The organism is Pseudomonas sp. DG56-2 (assembly GCF_004803755.1).
Taxonomy (GTDB): Bacteria; Pseudomonadota; Gammaproteobacteria; order Pseudomonadales; family Pseudomonadaceae; genus Aquipseudomonas; species Aquipseudomonas auratipiscis.
Genome location: NZ_CP032311.1, coordinates 3,553,879 through 3,574,861, shown reverse-complemented (window position 1 = coordinate 3,574,861; position 20,983 = coordinate 3,553,879). Strand labels below are relative to the sequence as shown.

Genomic DNA, 20,983 nt, shown 5'->3' with positions numbered 1-20,983 from the left:
CCATGGACTTTGAATCCCAAGTCAAGGAACTCAACGCCAGCCTCAAGGGTATTGGTGACCAAATTAAAAGCCAGGCCGAGGCGGTCGAAAAACAGATCAAGGCCTCGGGTGAGATGAACACCGAAACCCGCGCCAAGGTGGATGAACTGCTGACCAAGCAGGGCGAAATCAGCGCACGCCTGGGCGAGGCGGAGCAGAAGCTCGTCAATGCAAACCGGGATCGTAGTCACCAGGAGGAGCCGCAGAAATCGGTTGGTGCTCTCGTGATCGAGAGCGAAGAAATGCAAGAAATGAACTCATCCTTCCGTGGCTCGCGTCGCGTCTCAGTACCGCGGGCTGCCATCACCACCGCTACTGGCGGTGACCTGGTGCAGACTCAGCGCTTGCCGGGGATCATTGCTCCGCCGCAACGCCGGCTGACCATCCGCGACCTGGTCGCGCCGGGTTCCACCGAATCGAACTCGATCGAGTATATCCGCGAGACCGGTTTCACCAACAGTGCGCGTCCCGTCGCGGAAAACACCGCCAAGCCGTACTCCGATCTCACTTTCGCTCTGGCAACGGCCAACGTCCGCACCATCGCCCACCTCTTCAAAGCAAGCCGCCAGATGCTCGATGACGCGAAGGCGTTGCAGAGCTACATCGACGGTCGCGCGCGTTACGGTCTGACCATGGCGGAAGAAGCGCAGTTGCTTTACGGCAGCGGCACTGGTGCAAACCTGCAGGGCCTCATGACCGTGGCTCAGCTATACGCGGCACCGGCCGGTGTTGCCGTTGTCGGCGAGCAGCGCATTGACCGGCTCCGTCTCGCGTTGCTGCAGGCCGAACTGGCCGAGTTCCCATCCGACGGCATCGTGCTCAACCCGATCGACTGGGCGGCCATCGAGCTGACCAAGGACGGGGAGGGCCGTTACATCATCGGCCAGCCTCAGGACGGCACCAACGCGAAACTTTGGAATCGCCCAGTGGTTTCTACCCAGGCCATGACACAGAACGACTTCCTGGTCGGCGCCTTCAAACTCGGCGCTCAGATCTTCGATCGCATGGAGATCGAAGTGCTGATCTCGACCGAGAACGACAAGGACTTCGAAAACAACATGGCAACGATCCGCGCTGAAGAGCGTCTGGCCTTTGCCATCTATCGCGATGAGGCGTTCGTCACTGGTCCGCTGATCACTCCTTAATCTCTTTGGCAAAGGGCGTCAGGAATGACGCCCGACTGGAGTACTTCCATGGCACGTAAACAGGAAACACCAGTATCCACAGCAAAGGTGAAAGATCATGTATCGCCTACTGAGCCCACTACTGTTCAGCCCGAGGGTGGCAGCCTGTCTCCTTCGCCTGACCCTGCGGCTTTGCCGAATTCTGGCGGGGACGGACCCCCGGCAACTGATCCAGGCCTGGCGGATAGCACCGGACAGGGCCTCCCAGTAGGCCAGGCAAGCTCGAGCTTCGAAACGGATGCGGCTGCGACCAACCAGGCTGCCGACACCAATGCCCCAGTTATTGGCGCCGACGACAGCGAAGGTGCCGGCCAGGTCGGATTGGTGGCAACTGATGGCGGCAAAGGCTCCGATCAACTTGTGGGCGGAGAGGATCTTGTGGTCAATCCCAACCCTGTAGTTGTTCAAATTTACCCGATGCGATCCTACATGGACGAGGGCGAGCTGCGTCGCCGCGGCGGTCCTGCTTATTCAGTGCCGCGCCGGCATGCCGAAGAGCTGGTGCAGCGGAAGCTGGCAGCCCTCGAGCCGCTGAAGGAGTAAGGCATGCCGGTTATCAGCTTGACCATCGCTCGGCATCACCTTCGCGATCCTGATGATGATGACGAGTATCTGGAGCTTTTGGTTGAAGCTGCGGAGGGGCAGGCAATGGATTACCTGAATCGTCGGTTCTATGTCGATGAGCAGTCAATGGCAGAGGCTGTCGCGGCAGGAGAGGCGGGTGATTCACCAATGCTAATCAATCCTTCCATTAAAGCGGCCTGCTTGCTGAACCTTGGTCATCTCTACGCGAACCGTGAGGATGTCGTAACCGGCACCATCGCAACTGAGATGCCCATGGGTTCACGCGCGCTTCTTACGCCGCATCGTGTGGGGTGGGGAATATGAGAGCAGGCCCCCTTCGACACCGTTGCCAGGTGACCTATCCGAAGCAGGTGCGTAACAGTTCGGGCGGCGCTGATGAGACGTGGCTGGCTGCTAGTCCTCCGGAGTTGTGGGCCGAAATCAGGCTGCCAAGTGGTCGTGTCTCGCCAGTTGCTGAGCAATTGGAAGCTGTTGTAACAGCTGAAATTCTCACCAGACCGCGTGAAGACGTTTGTGTCGGCTGGCGGCTAACTAGGCGTGGCGCGACCTACAAAGTCGAAGCCGTATTAACAGACAACTACGGGACGATGATGAGGCTGCTTTGCTCGTCTGTGCCAAACCCATGAGGAAAACAACATGAAAATTCGTGCACTGGGTGTGCTCTCCGGCGCTGTTGGCGACCGCGAGAAAGGTGAAGCCTTCGAGGTTTCGGCTGAGGTCGGCAAGGGGTTGATTGCTCGCGGCTACGCCGAAGAGGTGACTGAGAAGGTCGATAAGCCAGTCAAGGTCGAATCGACCAAGGAGTAATCATGGCCGTTCGCCGCTCCAGGATGTCCGGCGATTTCAAGCTTCGGCGCCTGATGCGCAATATCCACAAAAACGTGGACAACGAGCTCAAGCCAGCAATGCAGAAGGCCGCCGACCGGATCCTGCAAACGATGAAGAGCCTGGTGCCTAAGGATACGGGCGAAGCGGCTGCAGCGCTGACCGCGTTCGTCTCGTCCAGCGGCCTGAATGCCGAGGTGGGCCTGCGCGGCAAGCTGAATAACCAGCGCTACTTCTACCTGCGTTTCATCGAGTACGGGACAAAAGGCTATTCCGGCAAGGTTTACCATCGGGCCGATGCTGATGCCGTATCGGGCAGCCACACAACTAATCGGGACCGCTCCCAGCTAAAGGGCAAGAATCGGCTGGGGCGTCGGGACACGAAGAACAAGAGCGACGGCGCGAACTTTTTCGGCAAGTATCCGGACATTCCGGCCCGGCCAGCACATCCCTGGCTCAGGCCAGCGATGCAGGTCAACCGAGAGTTCGTCCTGGCAGAGATCGAAGCGGCGGTCACTCGTACGCTTCGTAAAGCGAGCCAGGGGGTGGGAAATGCCTGATCCATCGGTAGCGCTGCAGGAAGCGCTGTTTACGCGGCTCGCGACTGAAGTCAGTTGTCCCATTTTTGATGGCGCGCCGATGAATACGCCGAAGCCGTATGTCTCCATTGATCGCGAAGTCTCGGCGAACATTCGTCCGATCGCAGGCCGCAAGCGTGAGCAGCGTCTGATCTACCTCTCGGTATGGTCCGACGCCATTGGTCAGGCCGAGGTCAAACGCATCAATGGCGAGATCATCAATGCCCTGGACGAACGCAGGCTACCGCTTTCGACCGGTCGCGCTGTTTCAGTTCGTGTCGAGCAGGCCGACGCCCAGCGCGATGCCGACGGCGTGACCTATCAAGGCTCAATCACGGTTCGCGTGATCACCACTCACTAAATCCACCATCGGCCGCGCTGCGGCTTTTATCCAATGTGCCTTTGGAGGCATCTCCATGTCTGAAGACAACCTCAATACAGCTGCCGGCTGCCGTATCGCGCTCGGCGGCAAGACCGGTGCCGATACAGAAACCGAGTACAAGGCGGACACCTACGTCGACATTGGCGAGGTCGAAGACCTTGGCGAATTCGGCGATACCTTCAGCAGCGTCACCTTCACCTCGCTGCGTAATGGTCGAGTGCGCAAGTATAAGGGTACGGCGGATGCTGGCGACCTAACTCTGGCTGTTGGCCTGGACAACGGCGACCTTGGACAGAAGGCGCTTAAGGTGGCGCACAAGGACCGTGGCAAAGGCGATTACAGCATCAAAATCACCCTGAACGACGGCGATCCCGACGCCTCGCCAGTGGTCGCACCGACGACGTTCTACTTCCGCGGCAAGGTGATGAACAACACCGTAGCCCCAGGCAGTGCCGACAACGTGGTTCGTCGTAACGTCACCATCGCCATCAACTCTGACATTCTCGAGCTGCTCCCGGCGCCCGTCACCCCATAATGCCCGGGGCTTCGGCCCCGGCTTCACAGGAAGCGTTCCATGAACAAGACCTTACATGGCACCGTCACCGTAAAAGTGGGTGAGGAGTCATTCGACCTGGTGCCTACCCTGAAAGCAGTGCGAGCTATCGAGTCCCGCTTTGGTGGGCTGCGCGGTGCGTCGCAGGTGATCACCGCCCTGAGCGTGGACGGTGTTGCGATCATCATCGCCGCTGGTGCGGACCTGGAAGGCAAGACAGCCGAAGCCATCCCTGAGAAGGTCTGGCAGGCTGGCGTGCTCGAAGTGTCGACCCAGGTGAACGCCTATCTGGTGGCATTGTACAACCCTCGGGGCGCCGACAAGGGAAACGCGGAAGCCGGGAAGGCGTAAGCGTCGTCGAGGACGGCAGCTACGTTGACCGGCTGTTCGCGATTGCCACGGGCTGGCTGGGATGGTTGCCTGAATCAGCCTGGCGCACACCGCTTCCTGAGTTGTTCCTTGCTCTGGATGCCAAGATTGAGTGGGCGCAGATGACCAATCCTTTCGGCAACGGAAAGGCTGCAGGTCCAAAGGAAAAGCCAAAGGCCTCGACCGTGGCTGACAAGCTGCGGCAGGCGCTTACTGGAAGAAGGGCGTCGTAACCTCTGGTATCCTGACGCGATCTGAATGGAGGCAGGTTATGCAGAAGCTCATTCTTCTAGCTTTGATAGTGATTATTGTCCTTCTCGCGCCCTGGACGCTCGGGTTGTTTGCCGCTGCGTTTTCAGTTTGGGCTTTGATAGCCATCATAGCTGGAGCGTGTTTTGTTATCGGCATGCTATGGCTGAATTACAGCAGCGACCCAGATCGCGAGCAGAAGCGGTTGGAGAAGCGCATTCAACGCATCACCCAAGAAGCGAACAGGGCGAACGCTCGAAAGGACTAGTGCTACCGAAGTGTTACCGAAACCCGGATTACTCCGGGTTTTTTATTGTCCGGAGAAAAGCATGGCCGATACCGATATTCAGGGGATGCTCGTCAGGATCGAAGCAACTACGGCTCAGCTTCGGTCGGAGATTGCGCGAGCCGACTCCTCGGTGGCCCAGGGTGCAATCAAAATTGATCGCAGCTTGGCGCGGATTGATGAGGGGTTTGATCGTGTTGGCGAGAGCGCGCTCACCGCGGGCGGGCTTATCAAGAATGCGATGGGCCTGGCTGCCGGCGCAATTTCGGTCAAATCGGTTATTGATGCCGCTGACTCCTACTCGCAGATGTCTGACCGGATCGAGCTTGCGACCAGCAGCTTCGGCGAATACAACCTGGTGCAAGAGCGCCTGCTCGAGACAGCCAAGCGCACCTATCGTCCTCTGAGCGAAGCGCAAGAGCTTTACATCGGGACCGCTGACAGCCTGAGGTCCATGGGCAAGAGCACCAGCCAGGCGCTGGATGTAATGGATAGCTTCAGCTTTTTGCTGGTGACGAACTCGGCGAGTGCTGACAAGGCTTCGTCAGCAATCGATGCGTACTCCAAGGCTTTGCAGACCGGCAAGGTAGATGGGGATAGCTGGAAGTCGATCCTGGCTGCAATGCCGACGATGGTTGACACCCTGGCGAAGGCCACTGGCAGGAGCGCGGAAGAGATCCGCTCCCTTGGCATCGAGGGCAAGCTCAGCCTGGACTTGCTTACTGAGGGCTTGGAAAAGTCAGCTAAGGCCAACGGTGAACTCGCTGATAGCATGGGAGTCGCCGTCCGAGATGCGCTCCAGAATTTGAGCAACGCGTTTTCGGTTTACATTGGCCAGGCCAATGAGGCTACCGACTTCACTGGAAAGCTAGCCAGCGGCATTGCGCTGCTTGGCGACAACTTCTTCTACTTTGCTGATATAGCGGTTGCGGCGGCTACAGCTGCGATCGCCAAATACGGCATTGCATCTGTCGGTTCTGCCTATGCCGCGATTAAAGATGCATCTGCAAGGAAGGCGCAGGCTGCAGCTGTTCTGATAGCCGCCCAAGCTGAGCAACGCAAGGCGCAGACGACAGTCTTCTTGGCCGAAAAGGAAGCGGTGGCGGCCAGAGGCACCGCAGTTCAAACGCAGCTATCGCTGCAACTGGCCCAGGCGAGGATGGTGGAGGCTCGGGCCACCGCCGCTGTAGGGGTTGCGCAAGAAGCAGTGAAAGGGGCGAGTTTCAGCCTTCTGGGGATGCTCGGCGGCCCGGCTGGAGTCATTGCGCTTGCAGTGGGTGCTGCCACCGCATTCCTGACTTTGCGGGATAACACAGGGTATCTCGAAGAAAAGTTAGGTGATCTATCCGGGCCAATTGACAAGCTTATTGAGAAGTTCAACGAGCTTGATCGGGCCTCGCAGTCAACTGCGCTTCGTGGGCTCCGGTCAGATCTTGAGGATGCAAAGAGTGACCTTTCTGCTGTGTCAGGGGCGCTCGCATTTGAGTTCCAGAGCAACCTAACTAATGCTGGTCTCGCCGGTGCGTCAGGCTTCATGGCTGGTATCGCGCCTTTGCCTACTGAATTTCAGTCGGCGATGGACATCGTCAAGAAGGCATCTGCCGACCAGGCAGCCGGCATGGTTGTCGACTGGAAGTCTGTCGCTGATCAAGTTCGCGTGATTCCGGGCGTGACTGCGGAGATGGCGGACGCCCTGAATGACAGCGGTGGTGCTGCCGCCACTAAGGCAAAGGTGGTTCAACATCTGACCGAGGTGATTGCCCAGCTCACTGGCGAGACTGATTCCAATACCCGGTCAGAACGAGAGAATGCAGCAGCACGGGCGGTCGCGGCGCAAGACGGTCAGAAGTACCTGGACCAGCTGCTCAAACAGCTCGCGACAGCACAAGACAAAACCAGCCTCGATGCGGCGAACCGGTTCATCGCAGAGAACACGCTACTCACCGAGGGACAAATAGTCGCCATCCGTTCTGCTGCGGCAGCTCGCGATGCGCAGAAGAAAGCTGATGATGCTGCAGCCAAGGCTGGGCGTAAGAACTTGTCCGAAGGCGAGTCTGCAACCAAGAAGCAGCTCAAGGACTTCGAGTCTACCGAGGAAGGCTACAAGCGCCAGATTGAGCTGATCAATACCACCGGCGACAAGCAGAAGGACGCCACCGAAGTGGCCAAGCTCTCCTTCGAGTTACAGGAGGGCAAGCTTGGCAATCTGTCCAAGGCTCAACAGAAGCGACTTCTTGAAATGGCGGCCGAGCTGGATGGCCTGAACAAGATCAAGAAGGCCAACGAGGATGCCCTGAAGCTCAGCGCATTCAAGGCAGCTCAGGCTACCGGCACGCAGAATACCGTCAACGGCTTTTCCCAGGAGCTGGCCGGCATCGGCATGGGCGACAAAGCCCGTGATCGTATGCGGGCTGATCTGGCGATGCGGCAGAAGTATGTCGAAGATTTGAATGCGCTCACTGAGCAGCGAAACGCCGGCCAGATTGACCCGGAGCTGTACCGGAGCGAAACCCAGGTACTCACGGAGGAGTACAACAAGCGCCTGCTCGCCCAGCAGTTCTATTACGAGCAGGTCGACGAGGCCCAGTCGAACTGGGTGAATGGCGCCCGGGATGCCTGGCAGAACTTTGCCGACGATGCCCTGAATTACTCGGCTCAGGCTGCGGACTTTGTCAGTGGCTCACTGGGATCGGCCACCAGCCAACTTGGCGGTGCCTTCACCGACATCATCACTGAGTCGAAAGACGCAGGGGATGCCGTGGCTGACGCGGCGGCAGGGATGGCCAAGTCAATGGCTGGCGCTCTCATGGATATGGCGGCGCAGTGGCTGGTCTACGGCGCTGTGCAGGCCATTGTGGGCAAGAGCACTCAGTCGGTAGCTAGCTTGGGTATGGTGGCTAACGCGCAAGCGATGTCGTTTCAGGCGCAGTTGGCTGCCTATGCGTCGACTGCTGCCATCCCTCTAACTGGTCCAGCACTGGCTCCTGGTGCTGCTGCGGCAGCTGCGGCTGCCACGGCACCGATGGTCGCCGGGGTCTCGACTGCTTCTGCTATGGCTGGCGCTGGCTTTATGGATGGCGGCTACACCGGGCATGGCCGCCGCGATGAAGTGGCGGGTCCGGTGCACCGCGGCGAGTACGTATTTGATGCCGAAGCCACGGCTCGCATTGGTGTTGGGCGTCTTGAAGCGCTGAGTGATGGCCGTATCGGCATGACGGGCGGTTCAGGAGTGGCGGCCAGTGCTGGCGCTGCCCCTGCCGGTGGTCCTCCGCAGATCAACATCGACGCCCCGATCTACGTTCAGGCCCAGCCAGGCATGAGTGACGAAGCTGCACGTCGGCAGGGCGAGGTTATGGGTGAAGGGCTGCGGCAGACAATTCGCGAAGTGGTCAATGAAGAGTTCAGCCAGGGCGGCTCTATGTGGAGACGGTAATGACGGAAATCTTCAGTTTCGACGTGGAGGCCGAGGTCGATGGTGATATTCGTCAGCGCACCTGGGAAAACGATTTTGGCGATGGGTATGTTCAGTCAGGCGGCACCGGCATCAATACGAAGTCGCAGTCGTGGAGCGCATCCCACACAGGGTTGCTGGAGGTGGGCGAGGAGGCCCTGGCCATTCGCGATTTTCTCGACCGGCACGAAGGCTATAAGTCCTTCTTCTGGACTCCCCCTGGCGGCGTGCAAGGGCGGTACCGGGTCAAGGGTTACAAGCTCAGGACCAGAGGTAGCCCCAAGCTGGTAACGATCAGTTGGACCTTCGATCAGCGATTCACCCCTTACTGACCCCGCCGAGTGCGGGGTTTCTTCGTTCTGAGGCCTCATGAACTTCAACACCGACATCCAAAAGCTTGAGCCGGGCAATCAGATCCGACTGTTCGAGGTGCACGCTACGCGCCTGGGCGGCAACCTTATGCGCTTTCACGGCCACGCTCAGGAAGGCGACATCATTTGGCAGGGCAACCTGTACTCGCCGCAACAGCTCACCGCCAAGGGTTTCGATATCCGCGGTGATGGTCGTCCGGCCAGCCCGACGCTGCAGCTGGCCAACGAGATCGATGGCGTGCGCGGCGCAGTCACCGCATTGTGCTTGCACCTGAAGGACCTGGCTGGAGCCAAGGTGAAGGTTATTGAGACCTTTCGCCACTTCCTGGACGGGGCCAACTTCCCCGAGGGCAATCCCAATGCCTCCAATCAGGCCAAGGAAAATCTCTGGTACATCGAGCAGAAGACCGATGAAGACCGCGAGCAGGTGACGTTCCAGCTCTCCAGCCCGCTGGACCTGGGTGGCCAGATGCTGCCCAGTCAGCAGATCACCAAGTTGTGTCGCTGGGCCTGCCGAGGGCAGTACCGGCAGGAGGCCTGCGCTTACACCGGCTCAGCCATGTTCACCAAGAAGGACGAGCCCACCGACAATCCGGCGCTCGATCGCTGCGGCGGTCGCTGGAAAAGCTGCAAAGCACGGGGCAATACCCGGCGCTTCGGCGGCTCCATGGGCGCCAGTCTCATTGCCAGTTCGAGGTAGCCCGTGCGTATCAACCAAAAACTACAGGCCGCGATCCGCGAGCATGCTGAACGAGAGCACCCAGATGAAGCCTGCGGCGTACTGATCAAGACCGACCAGGGGCGCGAATATGTGCCTTGCCGAAACCTTGCCAGGACGCCCCGCGACCACTTCACGTTGCACCATGAAGACCTGGCTGATGCCGAAGACCGAGGAGAGCTGTTGGCGATCATCCACAGCCACCCGGACGCAGCACCAATCCCGAGCATGGCCGACCGAGTCAGTTGCGAGTTGCACGAAGTGCCTTGGGGCATCGTGGGCTGGCCAGGCGGTGACATGGAGTGGTTCAAGCCATCGGGCTACCAGGCGCCTCTGCTGGGTCGGGAGTTTGCCCACGGGCTGCTCGATTGCTGGGGTGCCTGCCGCGACTGGTACGCCCGCGAGGCCGGCCTGCAACTGCCCAACTTCGAGCGCCAGGACCTGTGGTGGGAAGACCCCGACGGGGCAAGCCTGTACGAGGACAACTTCACCGGTGCTGGTTTCTATCAGGTCGACACGCCCAAGCGCGGCGACATGCTGGTGTTTATGGTCCCGTCCCCAGGCAGGCCGTGCTACCACCCGAACCATGCTGCTATCTACCTGGGTGACGAGCCAGCGCTTACTAGCGAAGAAGCCCCGGCACTGGGTGGCGGCGGCCCGTTCATTTATCACCACATGGCAGGCCGCTCTTCCTCTCGTGATATTTACGGTTGGTCGATGGCCAACCGCTGTCGGCTGGTGCTCCGGCACAAGGACTATCGACCATGAAGCGGACCATCAAGCTCTACGGCGTGCTGCGCAAACACTTCGGGCGGGAATACATCCTTGATGTGCACAGCGTCAGGGACGCAATCGGCGCGCTATGCGAAATGGTCCCAGGCTTCGAGAAGTTCATTGCGACCGGCGATGAGCGGGGGCTGGTGTTCACCGTGTTCTCCGGCACGCGCAACTTGGACAACCAGGAGCTCGACCTGGTGGGCGACGACAGCGGTGTCATACGCATCGCACCGATCATCCAGGGTAGCAAGCAGGCCGGGCTGTTCCAGACCGTGCTCGGCGCGGTGTTGATCGTGGCTGGTGTGTTTGGCGGGTTTTCCGCGCCTGTGGGTATGGCGCTGATCGCCGGCGGCGCAGGAATGGGCCTTGGAGGCGTGGTGCAGATGCTTTCTCCGACAGCCAAGACTGGCAGCCTCGATCGCAATGAAGACGGCAACAATCCAAGCTACGGCTTCGGATCCGCCGTAACCACCATTGCTCAGGGTAACCCTTACCCGGTGCTCTACGGCGAGCGTGAGATCGGCGGCGCCGTCGAATCGGGCGGCATCTATACGCAAGACCGGCTGTGACAGCTGGCGATTCCTGACCCGCTTCGGCGGGTTTTTCGTTTCTGGAGGGGCGCATGGGCGCAGCAGTGAAGCGCAAACCGCGGCGAGCAACTGGCCGCAAGCGACGCCAGGTTGTCGGCAGCAAGGGCGGGGCAAAGAAGCAGAAGCAGCCCAGCATTGCGTCGAACAGCGTGCCGTCAATTGCAACCGCGCGGATGGTCTACCTGTGGAGCTGGGGGCCTATTGTTGGCCCGGTGAATGGTCTGCGCTCGATCAAGCTCGACGGTACGCCGGTCATGGCGGAAGACGGCACCCTGAACTACCCGGGGGTGAAGTGGCAATTCCGCTCTGGCGAGCTGAACCAGGAGCGCCTGCAGGGCGTCAGCGAATCCAGCAACGAGATTGATGTCGAGCAGGAACTGAAGAGCACCTCTCCTTGGATCTACTCAGTTGCTCGCGACATGGCCGACGCTGTGCGTGTGCGATTCAGTTGGCCCCAGCTTCAATCCCAGGACAGTGGCGGCAATATCAACGGCGTTCGCATTCAGTACGCGGTGGATGTCTCTACCGATGGAGGGCCTTATCTGCAGGTGCTGGCGTCTGAGGTCAATCGCAAGAACATCACCAAGTATGAACGCTCGCACCGCATTGAGTTGCCAGCCGGCAGCCGTTGGACCATCCGTGCGCGGCGCCTGACGCCAGAGGCCAACAGCTCGCTGGTGTCGGATGCCATGGTGGTAGAAGCCATCGCCGAGGTTGTCGACAGCGATCAGGAATATCCGCTGACGGCGGTTGGCTGCCTGGAGTACGACGCTCAGCAGTTTGGCGGCGATATCGCCAAGGTGGCCGTTTTGATGCGTGGGCGCATCGTGCGGGTGCCGATGAACTATGACCCCGATACTCGGACCTATGCCACTGGCGGGCCAGGCACTAGCAACGGTGTTTGGGACGGCACCTTTAAAGAGGCCTACACCAACAACCCGGCTTGGATCTTCTACGACTTGGCGCTGCATCCTTATTACGGCCTTGGCGAGCGCATCGATGCCAGCATGATCAACCGCTGGGCTCTGTACCGCATCGCGCAATACTGCGACCAACTGGTACCGGACGGGAAGGGCGGTCAAGAACCACGCTTCACCTGTAACCTCTACCTGCAGAAGCAGGCTGAAGGCTGGGCGGTGCTGCAGGACCTGGCGGCAATCTTCCATGGCCTGGCCTATTGGGACGGCAGTCAGATCGTCGTCAACGCTGACATGCCACAGGACTCAGCCTACACCTACAGCGCCGCGCAGATCCTCGGCGACGGCGCTATCAAGTATTCCGGAAGCAAGTGGCGTGACCGGCACAGCCTGGCCATGGTGTCCTTTGACGATCCTTATCAGGGCTTCGAGACCGACAAAGAACCCGTCTTCGATGAAGAGGCCATGGCCGACTATGGTGTGCGGGAAGTTTCGGTCGAGGCCGTAGGCTGCACATCTCGCGGCCAAGCCCAGCGTGCCGGTCAGTGGGCGCTTTTGACCGAGCAACTGCAATTGCGTGGCGCGACCATGCGCGTGGGCCTGGACGGTTACATCCCGAAGCCGGGCAAGGTGATCTCGATCGCCGATTCGATGTTGGCGGGCCGGGCCAATGGTGGGCGGATTGCCGCAGTAGCTGGCCGGGTCATCACTCTGGATCGCGATATAGATGTGCCGACCGGTGCGCGCCTGCAGGTCAACCTGCCCAGCGGCAAGGCTGAGGCGCGGCAGGTCCGCTCAATCTCCGGCCGGCAGGTCACGGTTATGGCCGATTACAGCGAACTGCCAGAGGCCGAGTGCGGTTGGGCGCTGGATTATGACGACCTGAAGCTGATGCAGTTCTACGTCCGTAACGTTACTCGGCCGGAGTGGCACCAGTTCCAGTTGGAGCTGATCCAGCATGAACCGACCAAATTCGATGCTATTGATTACGGTACCGTCATTGATGACCGCCCGATTAGCGTGTTGCCACCAGGCGTGCAGGACGCCCCGGCGCGGGTACTGATCACAAGCCACAACTCCATCGACCAAGGTATCGCGGTCACCACCATGACCATCGGTTGGGATGCCGCACCTGGTGCCGTGGCCTATGACGTGGAGTGGCGCTGGGGGGCTCGGGATTGGATCAAGCTGCCCCGTACCGGCGAGCTGACGGCGGATGTGCCGCGCGTGTATGCAGGCCAGTACCTGGCCAGGGTGCGCGCTGTCAGTGCAATGGGTGTTTCGTCGATGCCCACGAGCTCGGTTCTGACCGATGTGGCGGGCAAGACCACGCCACCACCTGCCGTTACCCATTTGGTCACTGCGCCATTGGTCTACGGAACCGGCCTGGCATGGGGCTTCCCAGTTGGCGCCGAGGACACTCAACGGACGGAGATCTGGTACAGCGCAACCACCTCGCGGGATGACGCAATCAAGCTGGGCGATTTTGCCTACCCACAGGCAGAGCATCAGCTGCACGGCCTGAGAGCTGGTGTTAGCTTTTTCTACTGGGCGCGTCTGATCGATCGCACCGGCAACGTGGGTCCTTGGTACCCCGATGGCATCGGTGTGCATGGCCAGTCCAGCGCCGACCAGGGCGAGTATGAGGAGTACTTCAAGGACAAGATCGGCAACGGAGCGCTGTACCCGGAGCTGCGCAAGGAGATCGAGAAAATCTCTGGCGATGGCCCCGGCTCTGTGACTGATCGCCTCGAGCAGGCCAAGGATGAGCTGTACGAGCGGATCGATCAGGTGACCGATGCCTTGGCCTACGACCCAACCAAGGCCTATGCCGCAGCCGACATCGTCCGTGATGGTCAGCACCTGTATCAGGCCAAGGGTGCAGTCCCTGTTGGTGCTGCGCCACCCGATGCGACCTATTGGGCAGACATCGGCACCATCCTGCAGACCGCCAATGCCTTGGCTTCACAAGTGCAGAAAAACACCACCGACATCACGAATCTGGATGGCAAGGTCACGGCTTCAGCCAGTCGGCTGGAGGCTTTGCAAGCTGGCTGGCGGGAGGATGACGGGGAGGGTGATCTGCTTGGTGCGATAGAGGCGTGTGATGCGCAGGCAAAGTTTGCCCAACAAGTTCGCGCCCAAGCGGCCGAAAACTCAGCGATGGCCGAGCGGCTCACCAGCTTGGACGCTCAGGTTGGTGCCAGCAGGGCTGGACTAAGCACGCTTGAACGGGTGGTGGTCACCAACGAGCAGGCAACGGTCAGTCGCCTGGATCAGCTCAAGGCCAATGTCGAAGGCAACACGGCTGCCATCGGAAACGAAGAGCAGGCTCGAGTCACTAGTGATGAGGTGCTTGGGCAACGAATTGGAGTCAACGAGTCCACCCTCGGTGAGCACTCCGCCCGGATCACCGATGTCGAGGAGACCCAGGTCAACACCGAGCAATCATTAGCCACCCTTCGGACAACGCTCGACTCGGTTTACACGACCGGGCGTGACGACACGGGTGAAGGCGATCTACTCAGTGCAATCGAAGCGTGCAACGCGCAAGCCAGGTTTGCATCGGAAACTCGAACCCAGGCAGATGCCACCCAAGCGCAGGCCCGGCGATCGGACACACTGGAAGCCTCGATCGGCCGAACGGGCAAGGACGTGCAGCAAGTGAGCGCGTCCGTTCAGCAGGTAAGCGAGGCCGTGGTCGGTGTCGACGGCAAAGTTAAGGCGATGACAAGCATCAAAGCGCAGACCATTGTTGGCGGCAGGAAGGTCATGGCAGGTCTGGCTCTTGGCAGTGACGGAGAGACTTCGGAGATCCTGGCGTTCGCTCAGCGCTTCGCCATCGTTGACGAGGTATCCGGCCAATTGATTTTCCCGCTCGTTGTCCAGGGCGGTCAGATATTTCTTAATACCGCAATCATCAGCAAGGCGTTTATTCAGGAAATCATCATGGGCATGGTCATTCGTTCAGAGGCGCTGGACTCGAAAGGGCGGCCACTGCTTGAGATCAACTTCAAAGCGGGTACGTTTTCCCTTCGTGGCCAGGACTCTGCGGGCTCGACGCTGCTCAACAACGGTGGTCTTTATGTTTACGACGGTAATGATGTTGAGCGTACCGCTGTGGGGAGGTTGCCCTGATGGCAGTGCAATATGGGCTGCGCACCAAGGATGAGGCGAGTGTCGTCACGCTTGATACCACCACCGTCTCAATTCGATCGATCAAGACAGTGACGGTGAAGGGGAATGGCGCTTGGGATCAATACTTCAATATTCCGGAGATTACTGCAGGCTCATTCGTGGTGATGGCAACGGCAGCGACCGGGCAGTACGCGAGCACACCGGATGCATGGTGGACGCCTGGTCAGTTGCACTTGCGGCGGGCGGGCACCGGTACTTGGCAAGTGCTGATCATGTCTTACGGCGGCAACCCGCCCGCTGGCGTGCAATACGGTGTCAGGACGCGCAACAACGATCTGGTGACGCAAATCGACAACCAGAACCGGGTGCTAACCGTGTCCAGCAGCGGCTCGTTCTTCCTGGGGCGCCGTGCCCCGGGCGACTATGTGAAGAGCCAGAACATCACTTTTCCAGCTAAGGTCACGTCGCAGGAAAAGCCACTCATCTTTTTGAATTCCGCCGATTACATGATGGTTTCCGGCTTCTATGTGATTGGTAGTCCGGGCAACTGGACGGGGTTTCACCTGGACTATTGGTCGGGACACAACAATGTCGCCGCCTTCACCGTGAAGTGGATGTGCGGCGACTTCAGTCGACTGATCAGTGCCTCGGGGTACGGCGCCAGAGTCAAGGACGAGGTGGGCCGAGTCATATTCAGCACGACAGAGAACATCATCTTGCTGAATGGCCCGCCAACCTCTAACGGTTTCACGGTCAGGGGTACGCCACTTGAGTTTGTGGGATGGTTCTATAGCAGCTTTCAAATGAACTGGACGGGCAGCAAGGATGACTATGTGCTGGCCAATTCCTTAATGAACGATGTCGGGTACCCCAGCGGGCCAACTCCTTACTACGAATCACCTGCTGGGTTCCTATCGGGCAGGCGCGATGTGCTGCAAGCCTTTTCAGGCGCAGATGGACAATCACAACCCTCTGGTGTGAACGGCCGGACAGTGTTCGCTGGCCGCCCGATGCGTCCGCTTTAATCAACTACGGAGATATTTATGCCTTGGTACAGAGCTGGCCAGGTAGCGATCACGGCTGGGCAAAATACGGTGACTGGTACCGGTACCGCCTTTTCAGCAAACGCCCGCGTGGGCGATGCGTTTCAAGGGCCTGACGGCCGTTGGTACGAAGTCACCAATATTGCGAGCACTACGGTGCTTAGCATTTTTCCTGCCTATCAGGGCGCTACGGTGGCGGGTGGTTCCTATGCTCTCGCGCCGATGCAGGGCTACGTCAAGGAGTCTGCAGATCGTCTTCGCCAGATCGTTAGCGATTGGGGAGGTACGTTGGCGTTGTTTGGGGGCGCCATTGATGCAGTAACCCTCCGTGCCAACATCGGTGCACTGGGGAAGGGCGACTTCGGTTTGGGGGGGAACATCGCGCCTGATACTGCAGTGCCAGCCTGGCTAGGAAACCGATTCACCGGATGGGCTCACGCCAACCCCAGTGGCCCCATCGCTAGCCAGCTTAGCGTTGGCTTAGATATGGGATACAGCATTGCTCGGCGGTTCCAGTTTGCCCTAGCTGGGAATGGTGATCTGTACACAAGGGTCGACGTAACCAAAGAGCCAACAGATCGTGCTGATTGGCGGCGCTATTTCTCGGATGCAAACGTTGTTGGCACTGTCTCCCAGCTGGGCGGTATTCCCAAGGGCGCACTCATCGAGCGTGGCAGCAATGCAAATGGCGAATACGTTCGGTTTGCAGATGGAACTCAAATAGCGTGGACCTTTCGGACGGATAACGCCACGTTGAATGCCGCGTTTGCTACCGGTTTTATGACAGAGCAATTGTCGTGGAATTTCCCCATTGGTTTTTCGGGTGGGGCGCCGGCTGTTAGCGTAACTGGGAGGCGGCAGTCTGGCATGTCATGGCCATTTAATAACGGCAATGCAGGAGCTAATAACTTCTCTTATTACCATTGGTGGACGGCTGCCATATCTACCGTTACACCTTTTCATGTACACCTAATTGCTATCGGAAGGTGGTACTAATGATCATCAAGCTTTCTCCTGTTCGGTCCGATGCCGAACTCACTGTCACTAAAGCTGGTGACGCTCTCACTATCAATGGGGTGGTGCTGGACTTCTCCCGCCTCGAGGACGGTTCGACGCTGCCGGCGGAGGCGATCGGTACGGAATGGATTATCCAGGTCGTGGAGCGCATCAACGGTAAGCTTAATTTTATGCTTACGCTTCCTCACGCAGCGGACGCGCCTGACTTTGCCCGGTTCCCCCTCGACATTCACAGCCCCGCTGATGGACCAGTGCCACTTCCTGGAGTCGAATTAGCCGCAGACCAACAGCCAGCTGTGAACGGCATCATCGACTGGTCGCAGGTCGTCACCCGAGAAATGAAAGCTCAGGTCGCTGCCGAACAACATCTTGTTCAGATCGTTGCCGAGACCTCCGTACTTCGCGCTGTCGCCGATTCCGCCATTGATCCGCTGCAGGATGCTGTTGACCTCGAGGAGGCAACGGAAGCTGAAGCCGCCAAGCTCAAGGCTTGGAAGAAATACCGTATCGCGTTGATCCGCGTGCCGGACCAGCCAGGCTATCCCGATACCATCGTCTGGCCAGCGTCTCCGGCCTGACATCTACCGCACCCAAAGCACCCGCCATCGAGCGGGTTTATTTTTGCCTGGAGAAAAGTAAATGCGTACATCGCAACGAGGCCTGAGCCTCATCAAGTCCTTCGAAGGCCTGCGCCTGCTGGCTTACCGCGACGCCGTCGGCATTTGGACCATCGGCTATGGCGCCACTCGAGGAGTGAAGGCCGGCATGTCAATCACCCAAAAGCAGGCCGAGCGGATGCTACTCAACGACGTGCAGCGCTTCGAGCCGGAAGTCGAGCGCCTGGTGAAGGTGCCTGTGACTGGTAATCAGTGGGATGCCTTAGTCAGTTTCACCTACAACCTCGGCGCGGCCAACCTCGAATCGTCGACGCTGCTGCGCAAGCTCAACGTCGGTGACTATGCGGGAGCTGCCGAGCAGTTTCCGCGCTGGAACAAGGCGGGGGGCAATGTGCTGCCGGGTCTTGTCCGGCGCCGGGAAGCTGAGCGCGTGCTGTTCTTGGAGGCGGCGTGATCAGCGCCCGAACCATTGGCGCCGCGGCAGGCTTGGTACTGGTGCTCGCTGCCTTCCGGGGCACCTACCAGCACGGCCGCTCGACTATGGATGCGGAATGGCAGGCTAAAAACGCAGAGCTGGCTAACGCATTTCAGCTTGAGCGAGAGGCTGCTGCCGTAGCAGCAATCGATTGGCAGTCTGCCGAGCAGGTTCGCCGTCGCGCGCTGGAGGAACGGCTACAGGCCAAAGACAAAACCCACTTCAAGGAACTGCACGATGCCCAACAAGCTCAGGCTCGCTTGCGCGATCGCCTCGCTACTTCTGATCTCCGGCTGTCAGTCCTACTCGCCACCCCAAGTGGTGACCGTGGCGTGCCAGCCACCACCAGCGCCGGCGGCTTGGTTCATGGAGCCGCGCGAGGCGAACTTGACCCAGCGGCTGCTCAGCGAATTGTCGCCATCACCGATGACGGCGATCAAGGACTGATTGCCTTGAAGGCCTGCCAGTCCTATGTAACAGAAGTGCTCGTTACAAAGTAAAAGGGCGACCAGCTCGGGTGCGTCAACATCCGTGCTGGCCACCGAACCGCAGACTATCCCTGCAAGTCCAGCCTAGGCCCCGCTCTGTGCACAAAGCCGAGCGAGCCTAGCACCTGTTTATCCATACAGTAAAGGCTTGCAAAATGACCAACCCAATCGTTCCATGGATGGGCGGCAAACGGCGCCTTGCCGATCGTCTCATCCCGCTATTTCCTCCCCATGAGTGTTATGTAGAAGTCTTTGCAGGGGGCGCTGCTCTTTTCTTCATGCGGCCGCAGCCAGCGCCAGTTGAGGTGCTCAATGACCTGAACGGTGATCTTGTGACGTTGTATCGCGTGGTACAGAACCATCTGGAAGAATTCGTGCGCCAGTTCAAGTGGGCGCTCAGCTCCCGCCAAATATTCGAGTGGCAGAAAATGACCCGCCCGGAAACGCTAACCGACATTCAGCGCGCTGCCAGGTTCTTCTATCTGCAGCAACATGCTTTCGGCGGCAAGATTTCTGGACAGACATTTGGTACCGCCACGACAGGTCCGGCTATCAATCTGCTGCGAATCGAGGAGAATCTTTCAGCCGCCTGGCAGCGGCTGGCCGGGACGTATGTCGAGAACCTTTCCTGGTTGGAGTGTGCAGAGCGTTACGACCGAGTGCACACATTCCATTATATGGACCCGCCGTACTGGAAGACCGCCGGGTACGGTGTTGATTTTTCCTTCGAGAACTATGAACGCATGGCTGAGTTTATGCGCCGCTGCAAAGGCAAGGTTATGGTCAGCATCAATGATCACCCGGACATTCGCCGTGTGTTTGAAGGGTTCCACTTCGAAACGCTGGACATACGTTACACAACGACTAACCAGCGGCAAGGCAAGGCCGAGCTCACGGGTGAGTTGGTGATTTTGAACTGGACCCCCGATGCGCTGGGGGGGCTGTTCTGAAATAAGCCCTGAGGTTTTTTGTAGAAGGCTGGGGAAGGTTGCGAGCGTACAGAAGCGGCCGCTTACGGCCAAAAGCGGTCAGTCATGACCGGCTGCTTTCGACCTAAAGCCCACCTCCAGGCTTATCCTAAGAGCAAAGGGCAAGCTTCCCCCGTTAAAATTGCAGGCCTTATGTTGTTGGCTGTCTCGGAAAACTAACTCGAAACGTCGTGCCATGCTCAGGGCTTGATATGACATCAATGCTGCCGGCGTGGCTGGCTGTGATTTCTTTGGCTATGAACAACCCAAGCCCTAGGCCTTGCCGCTGCTTACCATCAGCACAGCTTGCGCGCGTCAAACGTGCTTCAGGATCAAATAGGTAGTTTATCTGCTCGGCAGAGATAGGATTACCCCAGTTGTGTACCTCAATTACCGCCAAGTTCTCAGCGCAGCTAAGACTTATTCGAATCGGGCGCTCAACATCCCCGTGTCGTATGGCATTTACCGTGAGATTGGATATCACCTGGCTCATGCGTAGCGGGTCGATGCTCGCGTGCAGGGCATTCGTACGTTCAAAAACAACATTAATCTGAGGTTGCGAAACGCGGACTTCATTTATTACCGTGGCGCACAAGGAGGTAAGATCCGTATCTTGACGTTGCACCGGGATGCCCAAACCAAGGTTGCATCTGGCGAGATCAAGCAGTTCATTCACTAACTGATTGGCGCGCTCGGCACTGTCGCCAATTTGTACCGCCAGGGCCTGTTCTCGGGTCCTCCATTGTTTAGTCTTGGTAAGCATATCCGCTCCCATTTTTATGGCCGTGAGAGGTGAGCGAAGGTCGTGACCCAGTGCACCCAGCACCATTTTACGTGTGCTATCTACGGCTCTTCGATAGGACGCAATGGACTCGACCAATGTCTGATCCAGAACTTCGTTGAAACGGATGATTTCTCGTACTTGATCCGCTTGATCCGCTTGATCCGCTTGATCGAGTGATGTTTCCTGTGACAGCCAAAGCCTGAGTACGCTGGATCTGAGGGCTCTGTACTCATACACCATCTGATCGAGGGTAAAAACATTCAGAACGCGAAGTACGGCATAAGTCTCATTAGCGCTTTCGCCCACTAGAGTTGGGCCTAACCCCCTCCGTTTGTCGACCTCTTGCTGCAAGCTTTGCGGCGTTTCCATATCGCGAGCCACGGTTTTCAGGATGAAGGCGACATGATTTCTCAAGCCAGTGTCGCTAAGCGCTTCGCGAGGTATCTGAACGGTCCGAGCGAAATCCTCCCAAGTCTGAAGAATGCTGCCCATATGCTGAATGATGAACGTCGACAATCGCATGCAGGCTATCCTCCGCCTTAATTGCGTATTTTCTTCAATGAGGCTGACTAAGCGTAG

The 20,983-nt window shown here is 58.7% G+C and carries 23 protein-coding genes; 22 read left to right on the top strand and 1 reads right to left on the bottom strand.

Features of this window, described 5'->3' with window-relative positions:
- Positions 1-2: 2 nt before the first annotated feature.
- The 22 genes from D3Z90_RS16040 (at position 3) to D3Z90_RS15935 (ending at position 19,602) form a co-directional block, all read left to right on the top strand.
- Complete coding sequence (locus D3Z90_RS16040) at positions 3-1,184, top strand: phage major capsid protein (protein WP_136476997.1); 1,182 nt, start codon at positions 3-5, stop codon at positions 1,182-1,184.
- A 48-nt stretch (positions 1,185-1,232) separates the two neighbouring features.
- Positions 1,233-1,766 (top strand): hypothetical protein, encoded by a 534-nt coding sequence (locus D3Z90_RS26835; protein WP_168198475.1) that lies wholly within the window; start codon positions 1,233-1,235, stop codon positions 1,764-1,766.
- Between the two features lie 3 nt (positions 1,767-1,769).
- A complete protein-coding gene (locus tag D3Z90_RS16030) occupies positions 1,770-2,111 on the top strand; it encodes a head-tail connector protein (protein WP_136476996.1) in 342 nt (113 codons plus the stop codon).
- Positions 2,108-2,434: a phage head closure protein gene (locus D3Z90_RS16025; RefSeq protein WP_136476995.1), complete on the top strand. Its 327-nt coding sequence runs from the start codon at positions 2,108-2,110 to the stop codon at positions 2,432-2,434. Before D3Z90_RS16030 ends, D3Z90_RS16025 begins: the two co-directional genes overlap by 4 nt.
- A 10-nt stretch (positions 2,435-2,444) precedes the next feature.
- Positions 2,445-2,615 carry a hypothetical protein gene (locus D3Z90_RS26830; RefSeq protein WP_168198474.1) on the top strand — a complete coding sequence of 57 codons (171 nt, stop codon included), beginning with the start codon at positions 2,445-2,447 and terminating at the stop codon, positions 2,613-2,615.
- A gap of 2 nt (positions 2,616-2,617) precedes the next feature.
- Complete coding sequence (locus D3Z90_RS16020) at positions 2,618-3,193, top strand: HK97-gp10 family putative phage morphogenesis protein (RefSeq protein WP_136476994.1); 576 nt, start codon at positions 2,618-2,620, stop codon at positions 3,191-3,193.
- The gene (locus D3Z90_RS16015) at positions 3,186-3,572 is read left to right on the top strand and encodes a DUF3168 domain-containing protein (protein WP_136476993.1); all 387 of its coding nucleotides are present in this window, start codon (positions 3,186-3,188) and stop codon (positions 3,570-3,572) included. Before D3Z90_RS16020 ends, D3Z90_RS16015 begins: the two co-directional genes overlap by 8 nt.
- A gap of 55 nt (positions 3,573-3,627) precedes the next feature.
- A complete protein-coding gene (locus tag D3Z90_RS16010) occupies positions 3,628-4,128 on the top strand; it encodes a hypothetical protein (protein ID WP_136476992.1) in 501 nt (166 codons plus the stop codon).
- A 39-nt stretch (positions 4,129-4,167) separates the two neighbouring features.
- Complete coding sequence (locus tag D3Z90_RS16005) at positions 4,168-4,497, top strand: hypothetical protein (protein ID WP_136476991.1); 330 nt, start codon at positions 4,168-4,170, stop codon at positions 4,495-4,497.
- Between the two features lie 289 nt (positions 4,498-4,786).
- Entirely contained in the window at positions 4,787-5,032 is a 246-nt protein-coding gene (locus tag D3Z90_RS15995; protein WP_136476990.1) for a hypothetical protein, read from the top strand.
- A gap of 61 nt (positions 5,033-5,093) precedes the next feature.
- Entirely contained in the window at positions 5,094-8,483 is a 3,390-nt protein-coding gene (locus D3Z90_RS15990; RefSeq protein WP_136476989.1) for a tape measure protein, read from the top strand.
- Complete coding sequence (locus D3Z90_RS15985; RefSeq protein ID WP_136476988.1) at positions 8,483-8,833, top strand: phage tail protein; 351 nt, start codon at positions 8,483-8,485, stop codon at positions 8,831-8,833. The genes D3Z90_RS15990 and D3Z90_RS15985 overlap by 1 nt, the downstream gene beginning before the upstream one ends.
- A 37-nt stretch (positions 8,834-8,870) precedes the next feature.
- Complete coding sequence (locus D3Z90_RS15980; protein ID WP_136476987.1) at positions 8,871-9,572, top strand: phage minor tail protein L; 702 nt, start codon at positions 8,871-8,873, stop codon at positions 9,570-9,572.
- A 3-nt stretch (positions 9,573-9,575) separates the two neighbouring features.
- Positions 9,576-10,358 (top strand): C40 family peptidase, encoded by a 783-nt coding sequence (locus D3Z90_RS15975; RefSeq protein ID WP_136476986.1) that lies wholly within the window; start codon positions 9,576-9,578, stop codon positions 10,356-10,358.
- The gene (locus tag D3Z90_RS15970) at positions 10,355-10,936 is read left to right on the top strand and encodes a tail assembly protein (RefSeq protein WP_136476985.1); all 582 of its coding nucleotides are present in this window, start codon (positions 10,355-10,357) and stop codon (positions 10,934-10,936) included. The genes D3Z90_RS15975 and D3Z90_RS15970 overlap by 4 nt, the downstream gene beginning before the upstream one ends.
- A 53-nt stretch (positions 10,937-10,989) precedes the next feature.
- A complete protein-coding gene (locus D3Z90_RS15965; protein WP_136476984.1) occupies positions 10,990-15,012 on the top strand; it encodes a phage tail protein in 4,023 nt (1,340 codons plus the stop codon).
- Positions 15,012-16,037: a hypothetical protein gene (locus D3Z90_RS15960; RefSeq protein WP_136476983.1), complete on the top strand. Its 1,026-nt coding sequence runs from the start codon at positions 15,012-15,014 to the stop codon at positions 16,035-16,037. Before D3Z90_RS15965 ends, D3Z90_RS15960 begins: the two co-directional genes overlap by 1 nt.
- 18 nt (positions 16,038-16,055) lie before the next feature.
- Positions 16,056-17,051: a hypothetical protein gene (locus D3Z90_RS15955; protein WP_136476982.1), complete on the top strand. Its 996-nt coding sequence runs from the start codon at positions 16,056-16,058 to the stop codon at positions 17,049-17,051.
- Positions 17,051-17,650 (top strand): tail fiber assembly protein, encoded by a 600-nt coding sequence (locus tag D3Z90_RS27235; RefSeq protein WP_305956097.1) that lies wholly within the window; start codon positions 17,051-17,053, stop codon positions 17,648-17,650. The genes D3Z90_RS15955 and D3Z90_RS27235 overlap by 1 nt, the downstream gene beginning before the upstream one ends.
- Before the next feature lie 61 nt (positions 17,651-17,711).
- Positions 17,712-18,143 (top strand): lysozyme, encoded by a 432-nt coding sequence (locus tag D3Z90_RS15945; RefSeq protein ID WP_136476981.1) that lies wholly within the window; start codon positions 17,712-17,714, stop codon positions 18,141-18,143.
- Positions 18,144-18,229: 86 nt separating this feature from the next.
- Positions 18,230-18,664 (top strand): lysis system i-spanin subunit Rz, encoded by a 435-nt coding sequence (locus D3Z90_RS15940; RefSeq protein ID WP_136478973.1) that lies wholly within the window; start codon positions 18,230-18,232, stop codon positions 18,662-18,664.
- A gap of 143 nt (positions 18,665-18,807) precedes the next feature.
- A complete protein-coding gene (locus D3Z90_RS15935; RefSeq protein ID WP_136476980.1) occupies positions 18,808-19,602 on the top strand; it encodes a DNA adenine methylase in 795 nt (264 codons plus the stop codon).
- Between the two features lie 169 nt (positions 19,603-19,771).
- Here the strand turns inward: D3Z90_RS15935 and D3Z90_RS15930 are convergent, their stop codons facing one another.
- Positions 19,772-20,926, bottom strand: coding sequence for a sensor histidine kinase KdpD (locus tag D3Z90_RS15930; RefSeq protein WP_136476979.1), 1,155 nt, complete (start codon positions 20,924-20,926; stop codon positions 19,772-19,774).
- Positions 20,927-20,983: the final 57 nt, after the last annotated feature.

Bases quoted from the DNA above. Each gene is read 5' to 3' on its own strand.
- D3Z90_RS16005 (WP_136476991.1), top strand. From the start codon at position 4,168: ATGAACAAGACCTTACATGGCACCGTCACCGTAAAAGTGGGTGAGGAG.
- D3Z90_RS27235 (WP_305956097.1), top strand. From the start codon at position 17,051: ATGATCATCAAGCTTTCTCCTGTTCGGTCCGATGCCGAACTCACTGTC.
- D3Z90_RS15985 (WP_136476988.1), top strand. From the start codon at position 8,483: ATGACGGAAATCTTCAGTTTCGACGTGGAGGCCGAGGTCGATGGTGAT.
- D3Z90_RS15990 (WP_136476989.1), top strand. From the start codon at position 5,094: ATGGCCGATACCGATATTCAGGGGATGCTCGTCAGGATCGAAGCAACT.
- D3Z90_RS15955 (WP_136476982.1), top strand. From the start codon at position 16,056: ATGCCTTGGTACAGAGCTGGCCAGGTAGCGATCACGGCTGGGCAAAAT.
- D3Z90_RS15980 (WP_136476987.1), top strand. From the start codon at position 8,871: ATGAACTTCAACACCGACATCCAAAAGCTTGAGCCGGGCAATCAGATC.
- D3Z90_RS15970 (WP_136476985.1), top strand. From the start codon at position 10,355: ATGAAGCGGACCATCAAGCTCTACGGCGTGCTGCGCAAACACTTCGGG.
- D3Z90_RS15935 (WP_136476980.1), top strand. From the start codon at position 18,808: ATGACCAACCCAATCGTTCCATGGATGGGCGGCAAACGGCGCCTTGCC.
- D3Z90_RS15940 (WP_136478973.1), top strand. From the start codon at position 18,230: ATGGATGCGGAATGGCAGGCTAAAAACGCAGAGCTGGCTAACGCATTT.
- D3Z90_RS15960 (WP_136476983.1), top strand. From the start codon at position 15,012: ATGGCAGTGCAATATGGGCTGCGCACCAAGGATGAGGCGAGTGTCGTC.
- D3Z90_RS16010 (WP_136476992.1), top strand. From the start codon at position 3,628: ATGTCTGAAGACAACCTCAATACAGCTGCCGGCTGCCGTATCGCGCTC.
- D3Z90_RS16025 (WP_136476995.1), top strand. From the start codon at position 2,108: ATGAGAGCAGGCCCCCTTCGACACCGTTGCCAGGTGACCTATCCGAAG.
- D3Z90_RS16030 (WP_136476996.1), top strand. From the start codon at position 1,770: ATGCCGGTTATCAGCTTGACCATCGCTCGGCATCACCTTCGCGATCCT.
- D3Z90_RS15930 (WP_136476979.1), bottom strand. From the start codon at position 20,926: ATGCGATTGTCGACGTTCATCATTCAGCATATGGGCAGCATTCTTCAG.
- D3Z90_RS16020 (WP_136476994.1), top strand. From the start codon at position 2,618: ATGGCCGTTCGCCGCTCCAGGATGTCCGGCGATTTCAAGCTTCGGCGC.
- D3Z90_RS26830 (WP_168198474.1), top strand. From the start codon at position 2,445: ATGAAAATTCGTGCACTGGGTGTGCTCTCCGGCGCTGTTGGCGACCGC.
- D3Z90_RS15945 (WP_136476981.1), top strand. From the start codon at position 17,712: ATGCGTACATCGCAACGAGGCCTGAGCCTCATCAAGTCCTTCGAAGGC.
- D3Z90_RS16040 (WP_136476997.1), top strand. From the start codon at position 3: ATGGACTTTGAATCCCAAGTCAAGGAACTCAACGCCAGCCTCAAGGGT.
- D3Z90_RS15965 (WP_136476984.1), top strand. From the start codon at position 10,990: ATGGGCGCAGCAGTGAAGCGCAAACCGCGGCGAGCAACTGGCCGCAAG.
- D3Z90_RS26835 (WP_168198475.1), top strand. From the start codon at position 1,233: ATGGCACGTAAACAGGAAACACCAGTATCCACAGCAAAGGTGAAAGAT.
- D3Z90_RS16015 (WP_136476993.1), top strand. From the start codon at position 3,186: ATGCCTGATCCATCGGTAGCGCTGCAGGAAGCGCTGTTTACGCGGCTC.
- D3Z90_RS15995 (WP_136476990.1), top strand. From the start codon at position 4,787: ATGCAGAAGCTCATTCTTCTAGCTTTGATAGTGATTATTGTCCTTCTC.